Source organism: Nocardia noduli (assembly GCF_019038455.1).
Taxonomy (GTDB): Bacteria; Actinomycetota; Actinomycetes; order Mycobacteriales; family Mycobacteriaceae; genus Nocardia; species Nocardia noduli.
This window is the reverse complement of record NZ_JAFMPL010000021.1, coordinates 1-20,277: the sequence shown is the minus strand read 5'-3', so window position 1 is coordinate 20,277 and position 20,277 is coordinate 1. Positions and strand designations below refer to the sequence as shown.

Genomic DNA, 20,277 nt, shown 5'->3' with positions numbered 1-20,277 from the left:
GCTCGTTCCTGTGGTGTGTGGATCAGATGTTGAAGCGCAGCGCGCCGTCGATACGGATGACCGTGCCGTTCAGATAGTCGTTCTCGATGACGTGCTGAGCGAGCGCGGCGTACTCGTCGGCGTGCCCCATTCGCTTCGGATTGGGAACCGTCGGACCCCAGCGCTTCTGAGCTTCTTCCTCGTCCATCTGGTACGCCGGGGTGTAGAAGGTACCCGGAGCGATGCACATCACGCGGACCCCGACCGGGGCCAGATCGCGCGCGGCGGTCAGGGTCAGGCCGATGACACCGCCCTTCGCGGCCGAGTAATCACTTTGACCGACCTGACCCTCGAAGCCCGCGATGCTGGCCGTCGAGACGATGACGCCTCGCTGGTCGTCGTTCGTGGGTTCGCTCGTGCTCATCGCCGCCGCGGCCTTGCTGAGCACATTGAACGTTCCGGAGAGGAACACATCGACGGTGCGACGGAAGGTCTCCAGCGAGTACGGCTCGCCCTGGCGGTTGACGATTCGCTTGGCGGCCGCCGGGCCGCCGTGCACGATGACGCAGGATCGCAGCGGCGCGGTCTCGACCGCGGCGTCCACCGCGGCCTGGACACTGCTCTCACTGGTCACGTCGGTAGCCAGAAAGCGTGCGCGACTGCCCAATTCGGACTCGAGCGCTTTGCCCTTCTCCTCCGCGAGGTCGGCGATGACGACATGCGCGCCGGCCGCGACGAGCCGGCGAACCGTCGCCTCGCCGAAGCCGCCCGCTCCGCCGCAGACGAGGGCGGAGGTGTTCTTCAGTTCCATCAGTACTCTTTCGATAGTCGGTGGTCGTCGGGCGCGTCGGATCAGACCTCGATGACGACCGCGCCGCCTTGTCCGCCGCCCGCGCACATCGTCGCCACTCCGATGCCGCCGCCGCGGCGGCGCAATTCGTGCGCCAGCGTGGTCAGCATGCGTGCGCCGCTGGCCGCGATCGGGTGTCCGAGACTGCACCCGCTGCCGTAGATGTTGACGATCTGCTCATCGATCCCGAGCTCCTGGCACGCCGCGACGGGAACCGAAGCGAACGCCTCGTTGATCTCCCACAGAGTGACATCCGCGAGCGAGAGACCAGCGCGGTCCAGTGCCGGGGCGATGGCCGCGAGACCACCGTCGCCGGTGTACTTCGGATCGACGCCGATCGAGGCCCAGGAGCGGATGGTGCCGAGGACGGTGAGGTCGTTGTCGCGGGCATAGTCCGAGGAGGTCAGCGTGAGAGCGGCGGACGCGTCGTTCATGCCGCTCGCGTTGGCCGCGGTGATCGAGAAGCCCTCGATCTCGGGGTGGACGGGCTTCAGACCGGCGACCCTCTCGAGGGTGGTGTCGCGACGGGGGTGTTCGTCGACGGCGAATTCGACGACGGTGCCGTCGGGTCGGGCGACCTTCAACGGGGCGATCTCGTCATCGAAGACACCGGCGTCGATCGCAGAGATCGCCCGGGCGTGCGAGCGAACCGCCCACTCGTCCAGCTGCTCGCGAGTCAGCCCGTACTTGACCGCGAGATTCCAACCGACCGAGAGACTGGTGTCGTCGGTCGCGTCGGCCGTGTACGGGAAAGTCGGCGGTATACGCTTCTCGGTCTCGTCGGTGCCGGGAACGCGCCACGTCAGCGCGGGGCTGGTCGAGAAGGAGTGGACGCCTCCGGCGACGACAACGCGATCCATACCGGATCGGAGGGAGCCCGCGGCGTTGGCGACCGCGGTCAAGCTGCCCGCGCAATGGCGGTTCACGGCCTGGCCCGGTACCCGTGTGAGACCGAGCGAGACTGCCGCGTATCGGGCCAGATCGCCTCCGCCATACAGTGATTCAGCGAATATGACGTCGTCTACGGCTTCCCCGGGGATGCCGGCGCGGCGGATCGCCTCGGACAGGATGTGAGTCGCGAGTACCTCGGCGGGGGTGTCCTTCAGCGTTCCTTTTCGCGCTGTCGCGATGGGAGTGCGGACTGCGCTGACGATGACTGCCTCGTTCATAGTTCCTCGATTCGCTGAGTGCGTCCTTGCCCATCAGGTATGAGTGAACGATAGTTCAGTATGATGAACAATACAATGAGAGACTGAGCGTGATGTCGATCCGCGCCCTGCATCTGCAGGAAGTTTCACGTTCATCTTTTAAATCGCAAAACCATCTGCTTGAATGATGGTTCATTATTTCGTAACGATGCTGAAATGGGTGACTCGTCATGGCGGACGGCCTCGAACACGCGCTACGTCGCAACGACTACACGTTGGACGACGGGCAGAGGGCTGTGAGTGAGGCGTTCGCCGACTTCTTCGGCGCGGTGTCGCCCAGTGAGGTCGTTCGGGCCGCCGAGGTTGGATTCGACCGCGTGGTATGGAACCGGGCATTGGAAATCGGAGTGGTCTCGATGGCCGTTGCCGAGTCCCAGGGTGGTGACGGCGCCACGGCGATCGATCTGGTCCTGGTGGCCGAACAGTACGGCGCGCACCTGGCCCCGATTCCTCTCGTCGAATCGATCGCCGCCGCGCGGTTGATCGCCGAGTCGGTCGCGGACGGGCCGGACAATCCGCTGCGGTCGATCATCGACGGCACTCGAATCGCGACGATCGCACTTCGGCCCGCTCACGAGGCCGGGCGCCAGCTCGTGCCTGCCGGTGCTGTCGCGGATATCGCGCTGGTGCTGGAGGATGACGAGTTGGTCCTGATACCCGCGCCGGAACACGTGCATCCCGAGCCGAATATCGGCGAGTCCCCGCTCGCGTGGTGGGATCTGGCAGCGCGGTCGGATCGGCAGGTGCTCGCCTCCGGCCACGGAGCGGTGCTCGCGTACCGCAGGGCGGTCGGACTGTGGAAACTTCTCACCGGCGCCGCGCTGGTCGGCTCGGGTGATGCGGCTATCCGTCTCGCGGTGGACTTCGCGAACTCGCGCAAAGCTTTCGGGCAGTTGATCGGAACCTTCCAGGCGATCTCGCATTCGCTCGTCGACGCGGCGATCCTCATCGAGTCGAGCCGGAATATCAATCGCAAGGCCGCGTGGTTCGCCGAGTACGAGCCCGAGGCCGCGCCGGAGTTGCTCCCCGCCGCGTACGTGTCCTCTGTGCGCGCCGCGGTCGAGGCGTCGACGGTCGGCATCCACGTTCAGGGCGGATTCGGCTTCACCACCGAATCCGATATGACACTGCATTTCCGCCGTGCCAAGGGCTGGCCGCTGGTCGCGGGGCGTCTCGCCGACGATGTGCGCGCGGTCGGCGACGCGCTTCCCCTCGCGCGGGCGCTGTAGGGAACTTCAGGAACTCAGGAAGAAGGACGATGGATTTCGGCAAGCTGGATCTCACGCGCGAACAACTCGCATTCTGGGACTCGCTCGATGAGTTCTTCGACTCCCACGCCACCGAGGCGGTCTACGAGGAAGAGCGCCGGACCGGATCGGGGTACAGCGACACCTTGCACAAGGCCCTCGGCGAGCGCGGGTGGATAATGCCCACGTGGAGCCGTGAACGCGGCGGTGCGGGACTGGACGTCGTATCGAATCGAATCCTGCAACTCGAGATGGACCGGCGAGGCGTCCCTGATATCACTCTCGGCACCACGCACCTCGTGCTCGCCGTCGTGGAGGCGGCCGGATCGGAATCGTTGAAGAGCAAAGTGCTACCCGGGGTCGCCTCGGGCGACATCCGCATGTGCTTGGGTTACACCGAGCCCGACGGCGGCTCGGACCTGGCCGGTGTCCGCACCCGCGCCACGCGCTCGGAATCCGGTTGGATCATCAACGGCGCCAAGATGTTCACGACCGGCGCCCACAACTGTCAGTACACCATCCTGGTGACCAGGACCGATCCCGACGCCCCCAAGCACCGCGGCATCACCGTCTTCCTCGTGCCCCTCGACCGGCCCGGCGTGGAGATTCGGGCGATCCATACCGTGGGCGGTGAACGAACCAATGCGGTCTTCTACGACGATGTGTTCGTCGACGACGACTACCGACTCGGTCCGGAGAACAAGGGCTGGCAGGTCATCGCATCGGCATTGCAGACCGAGCACGGGGACGACGAGGTCGACGGGCTCGGCGAATTGAGCAATGGGATGGTGTACGCAAAGACGTTGCGGACCCTGCTCTGGCATGCCACGAAGTGGGCCGAGACATCCGGGCCGGACGGAAACCGGCCGTTCGACGATCCTCTCGTCCGCGCCCTGCTCTCGGAGATAGCGATCGATCTCGAACTCATGCGCGGCGCACCCGGATCGATGGGCCGGATCATCGCCTCCGAGCGGCTCATCCAGCGTAGCGCCGAGTTGCTCGATGTGATCGGCCTCGAAGCCGTTCTGCCCCGCGGCGCGCGGGGCTGCGTCGAAGACGGGATCTTCGAGTGGGGGCACCGCTACGCGCAGGGCACCGCGATCTACGGCGGAACCACCGACATCGCCCGCAACATCGTCGCGCAACAGAACCTGAAGTTGCCGCGTCCACCCAAAGTCGGCTGAGCCCCGCCCGGTATCGGACCAGCTCCTCGTGGGCGCTTCAGCGGTGGGTGTCACCGATCCGATCTCCGGTTCGTCGCCGAGCTCAAGCGGTGTCGTGTTAGAGTTTAAAAAATTGAACAGGCGCTCATATCATTGTAATGCCAGGTTGAACCGTCTGTCCGGGGAGTGAACGCGAAATGCCTCTCCTCGTCGGTCGGAACCGTGCGGTAAGCGGACGCGGAGGTCCGCGACGCCGTGCGGTAGCGCTCTCGGGGTACCGCGCCTACCCGACACGTGGTTCATCGAAGAACGCATGCCGACACGAGGACGTGCCGCGCAGGACGAAAGAGTGGTGTAAGTCGAATGGCCGAATACAAGGTCGGAGAACGGCTACGCAGTCGCGTATCCGGTGTGCATGTTCTCGTCATCCGGGTGAGCGACGTCGATGTCGAGATCACCTGCGGCGGGGAGCCGATGGCGCGGGAAGGCGAGACTCTCCCGGAGATCGACTCCCCTGTGAGCGGATCGCCGGTGGTGATGGGCAAGCGCTACGAGGACGAGGCGGCGTCGGTGGAGGTCCTGTGCGTCAGCGCCGGTGACGGCCCGCTCGCGGTGAACGGCGCGTCGCTGCAGCTCAAGAACCCCAAGCCGCTACCGGCGTCGGACTGACCGCCGCTACCGGCTCGCCCCCTACCGAAATCACGAAGGTCGTCGAAGTGAATCTCGAAATGCTGTTGGCCATGGCCGCGTCGACGTGGCCTGACGAGACCGCGATCGTGGAAAGCTCCACTCGGATCCGTCGTGCCACCTATCAGGAAATCGCGACGATGTCGGCGGGCGGCGCGCAGGTGGCCGTCGACGCGGGCAGTGACGCGATCCTCTTCGTCGGAGTGAACGGTGTCGCGTTTCCGGTCGCGCTCTTCGCCGCGGCGCGGGCGGGCATTCCCTTCGTCCCGCTGAACTACCGATTGTCCGACGACAAACTGGGCGCGTTGATCGCTCGCTTCGACAACCCCCTGGTGGTCACCGACACTCCCGAGCGTATCCACACGCGGGGGCGAGTGCTCAGCGCGGGCGAATGGCTGGACATCGCGGCCGACGTCACTCCGCTCGAGGAGAACCCGGTCGATCCCGAGCGGATCGCCGTCCTGCTGTACACCAGCGGCACCACCTCCGAACCCAAGGCCGCGGTGCTGCGCCATCGCCACCTGGTTTCCTACATCCTCGAGACGGTCGAATTCGGTTCGGGTGGCGTGGAACAGGCCGGCCTCGTCAGCGTTCCCCCCTACCACATCGCCGCCGTCGCGAATCTGCTGTCGAATCTGTACGCCGGGCGTCGACTGGTCTATATCGACCGGTTCGACGCCGAGGCGTGGCTGGATATGGCCGATGCGGAAGAAGTCACCCACGCGATGGTCGTGCCGACCATGCTGGCGCGCATCTGCGACTACTTACGCGAGCGCGACCAGAAAGCGCCGCCGCTGCTGTCCATCTCCTACGGCGGTGCCCGCATGCCGATGAGCGTGATGACCCGGGCGCTGGAAGCATTCCCCGACACCGGATTCGTCAACGCCTACGGTCTTACCGAAACAGCGTCGACCATCGCGCTGCTCGGACCGGACGACCACCGGGCAGCCATCGAATCCGATCTCCCCGAGATCCGTGCCCGGCTCGGATCGGTGGGCAGGCCGCTTCCCGGCGTGAGCATCGCGGTCCTCGACGAGGCGGGAAACGAGTGCCCACCCAATGTGCGTGGGGAACTGTGCGTCAAGGGGCCGCAGGTCTCGGGTGAGTACTACGGCAAGGCCGACATCTCCTCCGGTGACGGGTGGTTCCACACGCGGGACCAGGCGTACATCGATGACGGTGGGTATGTCTTCATCGAAGGCCGCATGGACGACACGATCATCCGGGGTGGTGAGAACATCGCGCCCGCGGAGATCGAGGAAGCCATCGTCGCGCATCCCGCGGTGCTGGACGCGGGTGTCGTCGGCGCGCCGGACGACGAGTGGGGGCAGCGCATCGTCGCTCATGTCGTGCTGCGTCCGGGGGAACAGCTGAACGATCACGAGGTCACCGACTGGGTGCGGTCACGGCTGCGGTCATCGAAGACGCCCGACGAAGTCGTCTTCAGCGCCGAACTGCCACGGACCGATACCGGAAAACTGGTACGGAGGCTACTGTGACCGCCGGAAACGACGGGGGGAGGAGCGGGCGATGACAGAGACTCCTGGCCGGGTGCTGCCCTTGGTGCTACCCGAGACCGAGTTCTATTGGACATCGGGCGAAGACGGTCATCTGCGTGTCCAGTCGTGCTTGTCCTGCGACTCGCTGATCCACCCGCCGAAACCCATTTGTCCGGCATGTCGTTCTGTGCGGACCGATCGGCGCGTCGTCTCGGGCAAGGGAATCCTGTTCGGGTACACCGTGAACGAGCGGTTCGAACTTCCCGGGCTGCGTCCTCCCTACGTCGTCGCCGAGGTCGCGCTGGACGAGGATCCGCGGGTGCGGCTCACCACGCTGCTGGTCGACTGTGACCGTGGGGCTATCGAACTCGGAATGCCGGTCGAAGTGCTCTTCGAGCGACACGAGGACGTCTGGCTGCCGCTGTTCCGGCCGAGTGAGTCCGATACCGAACGGCGTGATCTGCCCGACGACGAGATCGCTCCCGCCGAATACGCCAGGCATGTCCGTCCGATGGTCACCACGGACAAATTCGAGGACAAGGCGGTCATCAGCGGTATCGGTGCCTCGGAGATCGGTCGCCGGTTGATGCGCGATCCGCTCGCGCTCACCATCGAGGCCTGTGAGCGCGCGGTCGCGGACGCCGGTCTGACCTTCGACGACATCGACGGGCTGTCGACCTACCCCGCCGGCGGTGTGGAGACCGGTCACAGCGAGGGCGGTGTCACCGCACTCGAGTCGGCATTGCGAATCCGCCCCACCTGGTACAACGGCGGAGGCGAGACCTTCGGCCCCGGTGGTTCGGTGATCGCGGCGATGATGGCGGTCGCGACCGGATTGGCCCGGCACGTCCTCTGCTTCCGCACGGTATGGCAGTCGACACACGAGGAACTTCAGCGCCAGGGACGGTTGCCGGTCCCGAGCGGCGGCCGGGTCGCTGGACTCATGGGATGGTCGCTGCCGTTCGGCGCGGTGTCAGCGGCGCATACGCTGGCCCAGACCGCGCATCGTCACTTCCACAAATACGGCACCACTCGTGAGACGCTCGGCTGGATCGCGCTCAATCAGCGCGCCAACGCGGCACTCAATCCCACCGCCGTGTACCGCAAGCCGATGACGATGGAGGACTACCTCTCGGCTCGCACCATTACGACGCCGTTCGGCCTCTACGACTGTGACGTTCCGTGCGACGCCTCGATCGCGGTGGTGGTTTCGGCGGCGGACACCGCGGGGGACCTGGCGAAGCCTCCGGTTCGAGTCGAGGCGGTGGGTACGCAGCTGCTGGAGAAGATCGACTGGGACCAGAGCACATCCACTCACGAACCACAGGTGCTCGGGCCCGCCGCGCATCTGTGGACCCGCACGGACCTGCGCCCTTCCGACGTCGACATCGCGCAGTTGTACGACGGGTTCACCTTCAACTGTGTGTCCTGGATCGAAGCGCTAGGGTTCTGCGGAATCGGCGAGGCAAAGGATTTCCTCGACGGCGGCCACAATATCGCCCGTGACGGCCTTCTCCCACTCAACACCCATGGTGGACAGCTCTCACACGGGCGCACACACGGCATGGGCCTGATCCACGAGGCGGTCGCCCAGTTGCGGGGCGAGGCGGGAGACCGTCAGGTCAGCGACGCCCGGGTTGGCGTTGTCAGCAGCGGTGGACTCACCCCGAGCGGTGTGATGCTCCTGAGGGCCGACCGATGACCGGCGACGTCCGCCGCGGGAGCGCCGGTGTCGGCGTGCGATACGAGGCGTCAGCTGGTATGGCTATGAGAAGGTTGGTAGAACGTATGCTGTGTTCATCATGTTCAGCGGCCGTTCAGATCAGTTTGCAGTGATTCGCCCGATTGAGCGAGCAGATGCTTTGGCGGTAGAGAGGAGGCTGGAACGATGATGGCGAAGGCGAAAGCCGACACCGGCGAGCACCAGACGATCACCGAACACGATGAGGTCGCGTCCAGAGCGGACAATCGGATCGAAGGTGAGCGAAACAGCAATGGCCGGTCGCCGTCGACCGCCGCGAGCCCGCGCGAGATACGTCGGCAACAGCGCATCGAGATGTCGCGCGAGCAGATCCTCGACACGGCGGAGGAACTCTTCGCCGAGCATGGTTACCACAACACCGGTCTGAAAGACGTCGCCTCCCAGTGCGAATTCTCGGTGGGGTCGATCTACACGTTCTTCGACAGCAAAGACGACCTGTACGAGCAGGTTCTGATGCGCAGAAGTATTGCGATCGAGTCGATCCAGAAGCTGGTTCCCGAGGATGCTCCCGCCGATGAGCGACTTGTCGGCCTCGCTCAGATCCAGATTGAGCACGCGCTGAACCATCCTGCGTGGGGAGCGTTGTCAGCGGAGATCTCACGGATGGCCCGATCGCGTGGCACCGACATTCCGGCGGCGTGGAATCACTACCAGCAGCGAGTTCTGGAATACATCTCGGAAGTGATCGAGACGGGCCAGGCGGACGGCACGCTGCGGCCGGGATCGCCGATCGCGTTGGGTCGCTTGTATTTCGCCGTGGTGACCTCTTTCATTCTCGTGACCACCGTCGCCAAGACCACCACCGACGAGGACGGTTGGCCGACGGATACCGAGGAATTCCTCGAATTCGTGTTCGACACCTTCAGCGCGCGCCCGCGGCACGTCAACGGAGGCTGATATTCGATTCGGCGAGGCCGCAGCGTCGCCCTCGTAGAACCGAACGGAAGAGGCGGAACCACGCTGTGGTTCCGCCTCTTCCGTTCCTGTCGTGTCCGAATGAGGTAAGTCCTCGGCCACGAGAGTTCACTCCTCAGCCTACGCAAATTCATGATGCTGAACTGTCATTCAATCTGATATAGGTATGTCAGATCTATTTGTCTGCTGATTCAGTCATATGTATTGTGAACAGGGACACAGGTCGACGATGACTGGTCGGCCCGCGAGAGGAGATTCATGGCCGCGGCTTCAGCGGGCGAATTTGCGCCTGGCGCAGCAAAGGTCCGGGCGCTTCGGGTCGGCTTCATCGGCCTGGGCAGTCAGGGTGCCCCGATGGCCCGGCGAATCATCGACGCCGGATATCCGACCACCCTCTGGGCCCGGCGGCAGCAGAGTCTGGAGCCCTACGTGGACACGACCGCCGTCCTCGCGGCCACCCCCGCGGAATTGGCGCGAGCGAGCGACCTCGTGTGCGTATGTGTCGTGGACGATGCGGGCGTCGAGTCGGTGCTGACCGGGACGGACGGAGTGTTCGCCGGAATGGCGCCGGGAGGTGTTGTCGCCATCCACAGCACGGTACATCCGGATACCTGTACGAAGATGAGTCGAATCGCTGCCGAGAACGGGATCGCCGTGATCGACGCTCCGGTCAGCGGCGGCGCGCCGGCGGCCGAGGCCGGGACTCTCCTGGTGATGGTCGGCGGCGACCGGCTGGCCGTCGAGCGCTGTGAACCGGTGTTCCGGGCCTATGGTGACCCCGTCGTGCATATGGGTGAGGTGGGCTCGGGTGAGGTCGCCAAACTCCTCAACAACGTGTTGCTCGCCGCGCAATTGGAAGCCTCGGCGGGGATTCTCGATATCGCGGTGTCGATGGGTGTGGATCCGCGGCGGCTCGGTGAAGTCATCGCGCGTGGCACCGGGGCGAGTTTCGCGATGTCCCTGCTCGGGCCGCGCGGGGGGGAATGGGGCGAGATGGCGGCCGCGGCCGGGCCCCTGCTTCGCAAAGACGTCGGGATCTTGGCGGAACTGGTGGACGGCCTTGCGGTCTCCCGTGGAGCCGTATGGGACGCGGCCGACGAGGCGCTGCGCCGCATGGGCTCACCGCGCGGCGGGTCGGCGGCGAAAGCCGACATCTCAAGAGGTGAATGATAGTTCATTTTCTTGATTTCCTTGTGTAATCAATCGAATATAGGTACCGTACAAGTGATTCAGGTCTCAGTGTCTGAACAGAGTCGTGTGAGTGAGGGAGTTCGAAGATGCCATCGAGGCCGATGAGTGGGGTACGGGTGGTCGAGGTCGCCCAGTTCACCTATGTGCCCGTGGCGGGGGCGGTACTGGCCGACTGGGGTGCCGATGTGATCAAGGTGGAGCACGCCGTACACGGTGACGCCCAGCGCGGTCTGCGCAATCTCGGCGGTACGGACGCGATCGGTGGGTTCGCACCGCTCATGGAGCACCCCAACCGGAGCAAGCGTGGTATCGGTTTGGCGTTGGAGAAGCCCGAGGCGCGTGAGGTTCTCTACGAGATCGTTCGCAGGAGCGATGTGTTCGTGACCAACTTCCTGGCTGACGCGCGTAAGAAACTCGGTATCGATGTCGATGACATTCGGGCGATCAACCCCGACATCATCTACGTCAGGGGTACTGCTCTGGGTGTGCGTGGTCCCGAGGCCGACAAGGGCGGTTACGACTCGCCGACCTTCTGGTCCCGTGGCGGTAGTGCCGTGGGCGCGACCCCGGCGAGTCTGGGTGGCGTCGTCGCGCAGCCGGGGCCCGCGTGGGGCGACACTCTGGGGGGCATGAATATCGCCGGTGGTATCGCCGCGGCGCTGTTCGCGCGGGCCCAGACCGGTGAGCCCTCCATTGTCGATGTCTCGCTGTTGGCCAGTGGCGCGTGGGCGAACGCGTTGTCGGTCGACATCGCCCTCAACGGCGGCCCCATCGCCGAGGGCGCGGATCCGGTGAACGGCCCCGCGATTCCGGGTAATCCGCTGGTCGGGCTCTACGAGACCTCCGACGGTCGTCATGTCAATCTGTGCATGTTGCAGCCCGGACGGTATTGGCCGGATTTCTGCAGGCATATCGATCGTGAGGATCTGGTCGCCGATCCGCGTTTCGCGGACGCGGAGGCGCTGATGACCAACTGGGAGAGCGCGTCGAAGGCGGTGGCGCAGGCACTGGGGCAGCAGACTCTCGCGTTCTGGACCAAGCGATTCGAGACCCTGGAAGGCCAGTGGGGGGCGGTTCAGAACGCGCTCGAGGTCGGTAACGATGTCATGTTGCGTGCCAACGGGTACGTGGCGACGGTTCTGGACGTAGACGGGCAGAGCCGTGAACTGGTGACCTCGCCGGTGCAGTTCGACGAGACCCCCGCCACACCGGGACGCGCCCCGCAGTTCGCCGAGCACACCGACGAGATCTTGAAGCAGCTCGGTCTCGGCGAGGAGAAGATCATCGACCTCAAAGTCGCCGGCGCGGTCACCTGACGCGTTCACACCGCCACCGTCCGCCGACAACCAACTCCGACTGATCCGATCGCTGGGAAGGACGAACACCGTGTTACCGAAAGACGCCCAAATCATCTCCGTAGACGACCATGTCATCGAGCATCCTCGAGTGTGGCTCGATCGGATGCCCGCCAAGTACAAGGATGTCGCGCCGCGGATCGAAACTATGCCCGATGGCAACGACACCTGGATATACGAGGGCGAACCCGCGGGAAATTTCGCGCTCAACGCCGTGGCGGGCAAGCATCCGCGTGAGTTCGGTCTGGATCCGCGCAGCTACAACGACATGCGGCCCGGCTGCCACGACATCGCCGAACGCATCAAGGACATGGACGAAGAAGGCGTCTGGGCGCAGATGTGCTTCCCGAACATGGGCGGCTTCGCGGGCAGCACCTTTTGGCAGGGCAAGGACAAGGACCTCGCCGCGGCCTCCATCACCGCCTACAACGACTTCATCCTGGACGAATGGTGCGCCTACAACCCCGAGCGCCAGATCCCGTTGGTGATGGTCCCGTTCTGGGATGTCGCGGCATCGGTCAAGGAGATCGAACGCACGGCAGCCAAGGGCGCGCGGTCGGTGACCTTCCTCGAGGCGCCGCACAAGCTCGGGCTGCCTTCGTACCACACCGATCACTGGGATCCGGTGATCGCGGCAGCGTCGGAAGCGGACATGCCGCTCTCGGTGCATTTCGGATCCGGTGGCAGTCCGCTGGGCCTGGCGCCGGACGGCGACATGTTCATCCAGATCGCGCTGTTCGGCCTGAATTCGATGATGGCAACCGTCGATCTGCTCATGTCCAAGGTGTTCTACAAGTTCCCGAACGCGAAGTTCGTGCTCTCCGAGGGCGGCATCGGGTGGATCCCGTACCTGCTCGAACGCACCGACTACTCGTGGTCACGCCACAAGTTCTGGTGCGACGTCGACAAGGAACAGGTGCCCTCCGAGCTCTTCAAGGATCACATCTTCGGCTGCTTCGTCTCCGACGACACCGGTCTCGAAGCGCGTGATCGCATCGGTGTCGAGCAGATCCTCTTCGAGAGCGATTACCCGCATTCGGACTGCAACTGGCCGCACACCCGCAAGATGCTCGAGGAGTCCCTCGCGGAGGTCCCCGACGACGAGGCGCGGCTGATCGTGGAGGGCAACGCCCGCCGGATCTTCAACTTCCCGCGCGTCAGCTGAGCTGATACCGCCCGGATAGACCCCGGTTCCGACACCCACTCAGAGAGGAGCACGCCGTGTCCGTCGCATTCGTCGGGGCAGGCCGGATGGGCTTGCCCATGGTCCGCCGACTCAGTGCCGCGGGCGAGTCGGTGCGCGTCCTCGCCAGGTCCGACTCGACCCGAGAGGCGGTGGGCGGTATCGCCCGCGCGGTCGCGGTGTCGACGGTGACCGAGGCCGTCGACGGCGTCGAGGCGGTGATCGTCTGCGTGCACAAGGATTCGGAAGTGCGGGAGATATGCCTCGACGCCGGGCTCGTCGACGGCATGCCCGATGGCTCCGTGCTCATCGTGCACACCACCGGAAGTCCCGACACGGCAAAGGATTTGGCGCGAGTCGCCGAGCCCCGGGGGGTCCGGGTCGTCGACGCGCCGGTCAGCGGCGGACCCGATGACATCGCCCGCGGTGCGGTCACGATCTTCGTCGGCGGGGACGACGCCGCGGTGTCCGCGGCTCGTCGATTCCTCGGCGCCTACGGCGAACCACTGATCCACGTGGGGCCGCTGGGCAGTGGTCAGCTGATGAAACTCGTCAACAACTCGATATTCCTCTCCAACATCGAGGTCATCGTCTCGGCGACACGTTTCGGCGCGGTCGGCGGTCTCGATATCGAGACCATGCTGACCTGTCTGCGACAGGGGAGCGCCCACAGCGCCGCGCTCGAGGGGATCGCGCGCGCGGGATCGCCGGAAGGTTTCCTGCACAGCGTCCGCGAGTTCTTGGACAAGGACGCCGCGGTGGTCCGCGAGGTCGCGGACTCCGTCGGCGCCGACCTCGGTGCGATTCGACCGCTGCTCACCTCCGGATCGCGTCCACCGGCGGACGCCGTTCGGGTTCGATGAGAGACCTGTAGCGGCACTCGGTATTTCGCCTTCGACACCCGCGTCGGCAGACCCACTCGGCACCTTCACAGATCAGGGACATCAATGACAGAACCGAAACATCTCTTGTTCATCGACGGGAATTTCACGACCGCCACGGGCAACCGGGTATTCGAGAACATCAACCCCGCGAACGAAGAGATCATCGGCACCGTGCCGGACGCGGGCGCGGACCAGATGGAGCAGGCCATCCTGGCCGCGCGTCGCGCGTTCGACACGACATCCTGGTCGCAAGACCACGCTTTCCGTCGTCAGTGCCTGATCCAGTTCCAGGAGGGTCTGCGCAAGTCGGCCGAATCACTGCGGCCGATGATCGTGGCGGAGGTCGGCGCGCCCGTTCTGACGACCTACAGCATTCAGCTCAACGAATGCGTCGAATTCATCAGTCATTACATCGACCTGCTCGAGACCTTCGAGTGGGAACGCGAGGTGCCGCTTTTCCCGGGCGAGCAGCCGCCCTCCCAGCGCATCGTCCGCCGCGAGGCGGCGGGTGTCGTCGGTGTCATCACCCCGTGGAACGTGCCGCTCTACCTGAATATCTGTAAAGTCGCCGCGGCACTGGCCGCCGGATGCACGGTCGTGCTGAAGCCCGCGCCGGACACGCCGTACAGCGCGCTGGTCCTGGGCGAGATCGTGGCAAATCACACCGATATCCCGGCCGGTGTCTTGAATGTCGTGTCGACCTCCGACAACGAGGTGGCCGGATTGCTCACCTCCCATCCCGCGGTGGACGCGATCACTCTGACGGGTTCCACCGCCACCGGCCAGAAGGTGATGGCCGCAGCGGCCTCGACGGTGAAACGCGTGACGCTGGAACTGGGCGGCAAGGCTCCCGCGATCCTGCTCGATGACGCGGACTTCGGTTCTCTCGCACAGCTTTTCGCGATGATGATCGGATTCCATGCAGGGCAGGGCTGCACTACCTACACCCGGCTTCTCGTGCCGGAGACGCGTCACACCGAACTGGTCGACATCATGACCGAGGCGATGAAGCACATCCCCTGGGGCGATCCGACCGATCCGGGCAACATCATGGGGCCGCTGATCAACAAGCGCCAGCACGAATCGGTCCTGCGCTATTACGACATCGCGAAGCAGACCGGGCGCGTGGTGCTGGGCGGCAAGGCCGGGGACAAGTACGAGAAGGGCTACTGGGTGGAGCCCACCCTGGTCACCGACGTGGACCCGATGTCTCCGGTGGCACAGGAAGAAGTATTCGGGCCACTGCTCACGATTTTGTCCTACAAGGACGAGGACGACGCCGTCCGAATCGCCGACTCCACGATCTACGGGCTGGCCGCGGGGGTATTCAGTCCTGATCATGAGCGTGCGATGAGGATCGCGCGGCGTTTGCGTAGCGGCACCGTCGATGTGAACGGTGGTCGGTCGTTCCACGTCTCCGCGCCGTTCGGCGGCTACAAGCAGAGTGGGCTGGGCCGTGAGTGGGGGACCGAAGGGCTCGAGGAGTTCTTGGAGTTGAAGACCATCGCTTACCCGCATGTCGTGGGTTGACAGTATCGATCGGAAGGATTTCGGAATGGGTCAGGGAAGAGTTGAGGGCAAGGTTGCCTTCATTACGGGTGCGGCTCGTGGGCAGGGTCGTAGTCATGCGGTGCGGTTGGCGGAGGAGGGCGCCGATATTATCGCGGTCGATCTGTGTCGTGATATCGAGTCGAATACGTATGCGTTGTCGCGTCCGGAGGATCTGGAGGAGACGGCGCGTTTGGTGGAGAAGACCGGTCGGCGGATCGTGACTTTTCAGGCGGATGTGCGTCAGGGTTCGGAGTTGAAGGAGGCGTTGAAGTCGGGGGTGGCCGAGTTGGGGGGTCGTTTGGATGTGGTGGTGGCGCAGGCGGGTATCGCGCCGATGCTTTCGCCGGAGCATGTTCAGGCGTGGATCGATGTGGTGGATGTGAATTTGATCGGTGTGCTGAACGCGGTGCATGCGGCTCTGCCTTATCTGAAGGAGGGTGGGTCGGTGATCGCGACGGGTTCGGCGGCGGCGTTCATGCCCAACGAGCAGGTCGCCAATCCTGGTTCGGATCCGGGTGGTTCGGGTTATATCGTTGCCAAGCAGGGGCTTTCGGCGTATATGCACGAGTTGGCGCGGGCGTTGTCGCCGAAGTCGATTCGGGCCAATGTGGTGCATCCGACCAATGTGGATACCGCGATGTTGCAGTCGGATGCGATGTATCGTTCGTTCCGTCCGGATCTGAAGAATCCGACCCGGGAGGATGCGGTGGTGGCTTTCCCGGTGCAGCAGGCGATGCCGATTCCGTGGGTGGATGCGGTCGATATCAGTAATGCCGTGGTGTATCTGGCGTCGGACGAGTCTCGTTATGTGACCGGTTTGCAGTTACGTGTCGATGGTGGCTCGTATCTCAAGTCACACGCCTACCACCCGTAAGCCAGTCCCACAGTTCGAGTCAAGAAAGACGGACAATATGAAGGTTCGAGTGGATCCCGACCTGTGTCAGGGACACACGCTGTGCTGGATGACCGCGCCCGACGTTTTCATCCTCGATGAGGTCGACGGCCACGCCACCGCGATCGAAGGGGAAATCCCCTCGGATGAGGTCGACCGTGTCCGCGACGCGATCAGGTCGTGCCCCGAGCGCGCGATATCCGAACTGTGATCGGCTGAGGAACCAAAGTATGACCACAGACAGCGCACCGGGCACCAAGGGCTGCCCTATCGATTTCGAGCGTCACACCACAGATTTTCGTGACTCTTTCGTCGAACGCACAGAGGAGTTGCACGGTAAGTGCCCGATCGCGTGGTCGGACTCCTACGGGGGTTACTGGGTGGCCAGCGATATGCCGCAGGTCTTCGCCGTCGCCCGCAATCCGGAACTCCTGTCGAGTGATTTCGACGGAAAGGCGGAGCGGAAGGGTTATCAAGGCATCCTGATCCCCAACTACAGCATGCAGCGGAACCGCAGCGGATTCATCGAGATGGATCCGCCTGAGCAACAGGATTTCCGCAAACAGATCAACGCCTACCTGTCGCCGGCGGCAGTCGCTCGATGGGTGCCGGTGATCGATGAGCTCACCCGCGCCTGCCTCGACGAGGTGATCGAGACGGGTCGAATCGACTTCGTCGATGATCTGGCGAACATCGTGCCCGCGGTGGTGACGATGGGCCTGCTCGGCATGCCGTTGGCGGACTGGAAGATCTTCTGCGAGCCGGTGCACGCGTCTGTCTATACCGATCCGACCTCCCCCGAGATGATGGATGTGGTCAGGCGGATGCAGGAGGCCGACGCTCATCTGGCCGAATGGATCGTGAAGATCCGCGAAGAACCGCGACCGGGACTCATCCACGCGCTCAATACCCTGTCGATAGACGGTGAGCCGGTTCCGCATATCGACGTCTACGGGTCGTGCCAGTTGCTCATCGGCGGCGGATTCGATACGACGACGGCCCTGTCGGCGCATGCCTGGGAGTGGCTGTCACAGCATCCCGACGAACGAAAGCGGCTGCACGAGAATCTGGACACCATGCTGGACTCGGCCACCGAGGAGTTCTTGCGTTTCTATACCCCCGCACAGGGGAACGGGCGGACTGTCGCGAAGGATGCCGAGATCGACGGGGTCGAGTTGAAGGAAGGTGAGCGGCTCTGGCTGTCCTGGGCCATGGCGAACCGGAATCCGGACATCTTCCCCAACCCGAACGAGATCGATCTGAATCGGAGCGGCAACCGTCACGCGAGTTTCGGACTCGGTGTGCACCGGTGCATCGGTTCGAATGTGGCACGAAATCTGTTCAAGCGGATGCTGATCCAAGTGCTCGATCGCATGCCCGACTTCGTCTGCCGAGAAGAGGGCGCCATCCACTACCCGTCGGTGGGCATCATCAACGGCATGCAGAAGCTGCCGGCGACCTTCACGCCGGGCCAGCGGTCGGGTGAAGGTCTGGACGCGACCATCGCCCGTATGCAGCAGATCGTCGACGAGCAGCGATTGGCCGAGCCGGTCACCAAGCACAAGGCCGCAGCGCAGATCTGAAGCGTCGGAGTCCGATGTCGGTCCTCGGACCGGGACAGGGTATCCGGTGTACCCGTTCCGGTCCGACGACCGACTCCGGCGAAATCATCGCACTGTGCGGCCGCTCTGTCGGCCGGACAGGAATCACCGTGACGGAGGCAGGCATGGATCACGACACCGAACTCGTCGGCATGGGCATCTGATGGACGACGTCGAAGCGATCAAGCAGCTCAAAGCCCGGTATTGCCGGACCATGGATACCAAAGACTGGGCGGGTATGCGTCAGGTCTTCACCGACGATGTCGTGGTGGACACCACCGGATCGGGTGGGCCGGTGGTGACGGGGGCGGACGCGTTCATGGAGTTCCTCCTCGCCCAAGTCGGTGATATCCAGACGGTGCACCAGTGTCATACGCCGGAGATCACCCTGACAACGGCGACCACCGCGACGGGGGTGTGGGCCATGGCGGACATCCTGCGTCTGTCCGGCGGATCCGATATCCACGGGTACGGCCACTATCACGAGCGGTACCGGAAGGAAGCGGGCGAATGGCGGATCAGCGGATCGACGCTGACCAGGCTTCTGACCGGTGATCCAGAGGCAGCGTCACCCCACGGTTGAGTAGAATCGTATTCCAGCGATCGTGTGTAGCTCCGGGCCGCAGGCATCCGCCTGGGGCCCGAAGTCTTCGAGGCATTCGATAGCCACTTTCCAGGCGGTGCCACGTCGAGCTCTGCTCGCATAACAGATCCAGGAGGTCCCCCGGTGAACTCCAGGGATTTGCGCTATTTCGTCGTCGCGGCCCGCGAGTTGCACTTCACCCGTGCGGCGGAGAGCTTGTTCATCACCCAGCCCGCGCTCAGTAAACAGATAGCGAGTCTGGAACGCGAATTGGACGCCCAGCTTTTCGTCCGCCGCCGCGACGGCGTCGCCTTGACCGCGGCGGGTGAGGCACTGGTGGACTTCGCCCAGCAGATCATCGAGCTCGATCAGGAAGCCCGTCACGCGGTACGGCGCGCGACCAGCTCCGCGCGCACCCTGACATTGGGGTTCTGGCTCGCCCCCGGGCAGGAGATGCTGAGAAAGATCATCGAATCGTTCTCGACGCTGTATCCGGAGATCCATCTCGAATTGCGTCGTGCCGATTGGTCGAAGAAGGGGGCCGGCGTCGAGAGCGGTGAGTCCGATATCGGTCTCATCTGGCTGCCGCTGGGAAAGCGGCTCCGGCGGCTGAAATTCCACAGGCTCGGCCTGGAATCCACCGTGATCGCCTTGCCCACAGGCCATCGGCTCGCGTCGCGGGAAATCCTGTATCCGCAGGACCTGGTCGGCGAGATCTCGTTCACGGTTCCCAACGCCGGCACGACCTTCAGCATCGCCGGTCCGGAAAAGCCACGCGCTCCGGCTCGGATCGTCACCACTATCGATGAGACACTGGTCGGTGTCGCCAGTGGCCTCGGGGTGTGTCCGTTCACCGAGTCGGTGGCCCGCTGGTATCCCCATCCGGGAGTCACCTTCGTCCCGTTCGAAGGCGACGCGCCCGCCGAGTACTGCGTTGTCTGGCGCGCGGAGGACGAGTCGCGTCCCGAGATCCGGGATCTCGTCCGTGCGACGGTCAACGCATGGAGTTCGCTCGCGGTGACGAACGCGGCGACGTGAGCCCGCTCGCGCTGAACGAACATTCGCGATCATGCGAAGAACCGGTCACAGAACTGGTTCCGCACGGCTAGGACGTCGAGTTCGGGCGTGCGGAGCGACTCGATCTCGAGCCCTTGCCAGAACGCGAGAAGCTCGACCGCGGCAGCGTCGGGGTCCTGCTTCCACAGAAGGAGGCGGCGCAGCTCATCTCTGACCCTGCGGGTGCGTTCGGTGAAATAGCCGTGTGCTGGATGGCGCGCCGAGATCGCCTCGGCACCCACCATCACATACAGCCCGGTGATCTCGCGTCGGCTCATGTGATGGTCGAGTAGTCGGGTGAAGTACTCCCGAGCGGTAGTCGGGTCGGCGGGAGTACAGGTCGTGTCGCGCACGTCGATGAAGTCGGTGACCTCGGGTTGCTGGAGCACTGCCTCCAGCAGGTGGAGCATCGATGGAAAGTAGTACAAAACCGATGGTTTGCGGATACCGCAGGCCTGTGCGACATGCGCGAGCGAGACCCCGTTGAACCCCGCTTCGCTGATCAGCCGCGTGGCTTCGCGGACGATCTGCTTCCTTCGCGCGTCCGGATGCAGCCGTACGATACGGCGACGTTGCTGTGGGGGAGTTGTGGTCGAGGCTACAGACATCTCGCCTTCGTTCCTCACCGTTCGGCTCCTGACCGGTGTCGCGGTCGAGGGGGGGACGCGCAC

The 20,277-nt window shown here is 64.3% G+C and carries 19 protein-coding genes and 1 pseudogene; 17 read left to right on the top strand and 3 right to left on the bottom strand.

Annotated features, from left to right (window positions below; translation table 11 throughout):
- Nucleotides 1–22 precede the first annotated feature (22 nt).
- Together JZ792_RS14835 and JZ792_RS14830 are read right to left on the bottom strand one after the other, a co-directional pair.
- Nucleotides 23–790 (bottom strand): SDR family NAD(P)-dependent oxidoreductase, encoded by a 768-nt coding sequence (locus tag JZ792_RS14835; protein ID WP_216911045.1) that lies wholly within the window; start codon nucleotides 788–790, stop codon nucleotides 23–25.
- A gap of 41 nt (nucleotides 791–831) precedes the next feature.
- On the bottom strand, nucleotides 832–1,998 hold the full coding sequence (locus JZ792_RS14830; RefSeq protein ID WP_216911044.1) for a thiolase family protein: 1,167 nt from the start codon (nucleotides 1,996–1,998) through the stop codon (nucleotides 832–834).
- A 209-nt stretch (nucleotides 1,999–2,207) separates the two neighbouring features.
- Between JZ792_RS14830 and JZ792_RS14825 the strand changes: the two genes are divergently transcribed.
- The 17 genes and pseudogenes from JZ792_RS14825 (at nucleotide 2,208) to JZ792_RS14750 (ending at nucleotide 19,588) form a co-directional block, all read left to right on the top strand.
- Nucleotides 2,208–3,266: an acyl-CoA dehydrogenase family protein gene (locus JZ792_RS14825; RefSeq protein WP_216911043.1), complete on the top strand. Its 1,059-nt coding sequence runs from the start codon at nucleotides 2,208–2,210 to the stop codon at nucleotides 3,264–3,266.
- A gap of 29 nt (nucleotides 3,267–3,295) precedes the next feature.
- Entirely contained in the window at nucleotides 3,296–4,468 is a 1,173-nt protein-coding gene (locus tag JZ792_RS14820) for an acyl-CoA dehydrogenase family protein (protein WP_216911042.1), read from the top strand.
- 342 nt (nucleotides 4,469–4,810) lie between these two features.
- On the top strand, nucleotides 4,811–5,116 hold the full coding sequence (locus tag JZ792_RS14815) for a hypothetical protein (protein ID WP_216911041.1): 306 nt from the start codon (nucleotides 4,811–4,813) through the stop codon (nucleotides 5,114–5,116).
- Between the two features lie 47 nt (nucleotides 5,117–5,163).
- Nucleotides 5,164–6,633, top strand: a complete 1,470-nt coding sequence (locus JZ792_RS14810; protein WP_308165303.1) for a class I adenylate-forming enzyme family protein — start codon at nucleotides 5,164–5,166, stop codon at nucleotides 6,631–6,633.
- Between the two features lie 31 nt (nucleotides 6,634–6,664).
- A complete protein-coding gene (locus JZ792_RS14805) occupies nucleotides 6,665–8,335 on the top strand; it encodes a thiolase C-terminal domain-containing protein (RefSeq protein ID WP_216911040.1) in 1,671 nt (556 codons plus the stop codon).
- 186 nt (nucleotides 8,336–8,521) lie between these two features.
- Nucleotides 8,522–8,785: pseudogene (locus JZ792_RS42950) on the top strand (helix-turn-helix domain-containing protein); the annotation flags it as partial.
- 213 nt (nucleotides 8,786–8,998) lie between these two features.
- A complete protein-coding gene (locus JZ792_RS42020) occupies nucleotides 8,999–9,292 on the top strand; it encodes a hypothetical protein (protein WP_254189860.1) in 294 nt (97 codons plus the stop codon).
- Between the two features lie 276 nt (nucleotides 9,293–9,568).
- Nucleotides 9,569–10,480 (top strand): NAD(P)-dependent oxidoreductase, encoded by a 912-nt coding sequence (locus JZ792_RS14795; protein WP_216911038.1) that lies wholly within the window; start codon nucleotides 9,569–9,571, stop codon nucleotides 10,478–10,480.
- A gap of 122 nt (nucleotides 10,481–10,602) precedes the next feature.
- Nucleotides 10,603–11,817, top strand: coding sequence for a CaiB/BaiF CoA transferase family protein (locus tag JZ792_RS14790; protein ID WP_216911037.1), 1,215 nt, complete (start codon nucleotides 10,603–10,605; stop codon nucleotides 11,815–11,817).
- Nucleotides 11,818–11,887: 70 nt separating this feature from the next.
- Complete coding sequence (locus JZ792_RS14785) at nucleotides 11,888–13,021, top strand: amidohydrolase family protein (protein ID WP_308165302.1); 1,134 nt, start codon at nucleotides 11,888–11,890, stop codon at nucleotides 13,019–13,021.
- A gap of 56 nt (nucleotides 13,022–13,077) precedes the next feature.
- A complete protein-coding gene (locus JZ792_RS14780; RefSeq protein WP_216911036.1) occupies nucleotides 13,078–13,902 on the top strand; it encodes an NAD(P)-dependent oxidoreductase in 825 nt (274 codons plus the stop codon).
- 84 nt (nucleotides 13,903–13,986) lie between these two features.
- Nucleotides 13,987–15,453 carry an aldehyde dehydrogenase family protein gene (locus tag JZ792_RS14775; RefSeq protein WP_216911035.1) on the top strand — a complete coding sequence of 489 codons (1,467 nt, stop codon included), beginning with the start codon at nucleotides 13,987–13,989 and terminating at the stop codon, nucleotides 15,451–15,453.
- Nucleotides 15,454–15,478: 25 nt separating this feature from the next.
- Entirely contained in the window at nucleotides 15,479–16,348 is an 870-nt protein-coding gene (locus JZ792_RS14770; RefSeq protein WP_216911034.1) for a mycofactocin-coupled SDR family oxidoreductase, read from the top strand.
- Nucleotides 16,308–16,577: a ferredoxin gene (locus JZ792_RS14765; protein ID WP_308165301.1), complete on the top strand. Its 270-nt coding sequence runs from the start codon at nucleotides 16,308–16,310 to the stop codon at nucleotides 16,575–16,577. The genes JZ792_RS14770 and JZ792_RS14765 overlap by 41 nt, the downstream gene beginning before the upstream one ends.
- A 19-nt stretch (nucleotides 16,578–16,596) precedes the next feature.
- Nucleotides 16,597–17,949 carry a cytochrome P450 gene (locus JZ792_RS14760; RefSeq protein ID WP_216911032.1) on the top strand — a complete coding sequence of 451 codons (1,353 nt, stop codon included), beginning with the start codon at nucleotides 16,597–16,599 and terminating at the stop codon, nucleotides 17,947–17,949.
- A 181-nt stretch (nucleotides 17,950–18,130) separates the two neighbouring features.
- Nucleotides 18,131–18,550, top strand: coding sequence for a nuclear transport factor 2 family protein (locus tag JZ792_RS14755; RefSeq protein WP_216911031.1), 420 nt, complete (start codon nucleotides 18,131–18,133; stop codon nucleotides 18,548–18,550).
- Nucleotides 18,551–18,694: 144 nt separating this feature from the next.
- A complete protein-coding gene (locus JZ792_RS14750) occupies nucleotides 18,695–19,588 on the top strand; it encodes a LysR family transcriptional regulator (RefSeq protein ID WP_216911030.1) in 894 nt (297 codons plus the stop codon).
- A gap of 29 nt (nucleotides 19,589–19,617) precedes the next feature.
- Here the strand turns inward: JZ792_RS14750 and JZ792_RS14745 are convergent, their stop codons facing one another.
- Nucleotides 19,618–20,214, bottom strand: coding sequence for a TetR/AcrR family transcriptional regulator (locus tag JZ792_RS14745; protein ID WP_216911029.1), 597 nt, complete (start codon nucleotides 20,212–20,214; stop codon nucleotides 19,618–19,620).
- Nucleotides 20,215–20,277: the final 63 nt, after the last annotated feature.

What these genes read in the sequence shown, in the direction of transcription:
- JZ792_RS14775 (WP_216911035.1), top strand. Translation starts at nt 13,987, where the DNA reads ATGACAGAACCGAAACATCTCTTGTTCATCGACGGGAATTTCACGACC.
- JZ792_RS14805 (WP_216911040.1), top strand. Translation starts at nt 6,665, where the DNA reads ATGACAGAGACTCCTGGCCGGGTGCTGCCCTTGGTGCTACCCGAGACC.
- JZ792_RS14830 (WP_216911044.1), bottom strand. Translation starts at nt 1,998, where the DNA reads ATGAACGAGGCAGTCATCGTCAGCGCAGTCCGCACTCCCATCGCGACA.
- JZ792_RS14825 (WP_216911043.1), top strand. Translation starts at nt 2,208, where the DNA reads ATGGCGGACGGCCTCGAACACGCGCTACGTCGCAACGACTACACGTTG.
- JZ792_RS14770 (WP_216911034.1), top strand. Translation starts at nt 15,479, where the DNA reads ATGGGTCAGGGAAGAGTTGAGGGCAAGGTTGCCTTCATTACGGGTGCG.
- JZ792_RS14745 (WP_216911029.1), bottom strand. Translation starts at nt 20,214, where the DNA reads ATGTCTGTAGCCTCGACCACAACTCCCCCACAGCAACGTCGCCGTATC.
- JZ792_RS14760 (WP_216911032.1), top strand. Translation starts at nt 16,597, where the DNA reads ATGACCACAGACAGCGCACCGGGCACCAAGGGCTGCCCTATCGATTTC.
- JZ792_RS14820 (WP_216911042.1), top strand. Translation starts at nt 3,296, where the DNA reads ATGGATTTCGGCAAGCTGGATCTCACGCGCGAACAACTCGCATTCTGG.
- JZ792_RS14765 (WP_308165301.1), top strand. Translation starts at nt 16,308, where the DNA reads ATGGTGGCTCGTATCTCAAGTCACACGCCTACCACCCGTAAGCCAGTC.
- JZ792_RS14795 (WP_216911038.1), top strand. Translation starts at nt 9,569, where the DNA reads ATGGCCGCGGCTTCAGCGGGCGAATTTGCGCCTGGCGCAGCAAAGGTC.
- JZ792_RS42020 (WP_254189860.1), top strand. Translation starts at nt 8,999, where the DNA reads ATGGCCCGATCGCGTGGCACCGACATTCCGGCGGCGTGGAATCACTAC.
- JZ792_RS14755 (WP_216911031.1), top strand. Translation starts at nt 18,131, where the DNA reads ATGGACGACGTCGAAGCGATCAAGCAGCTCAAAGCCCGGTATTGCCGG.
- JZ792_RS14815 (WP_216911041.1), top strand. Translation starts at nt 4,811, where the DNA reads ATGGCCGAATACAAGGTCGGAGAACGGCTACGCAGTCGCGTATCCGGT.
- JZ792_RS14835 (WP_216911045.1), bottom strand. Translation starts at nt 790, where the DNA reads ATGGAACTGAAGAACACCTCCGCCCTCGTCTGCGGCGGAGCGGGCGGC.
- JZ792_RS14790 (WP_216911037.1), top strand. Translation starts at nt 10,603, where the DNA reads ATGAGTGGGGTACGGGTGGTCGAGGTCGCCCAGTTCACCTATGTGCCC.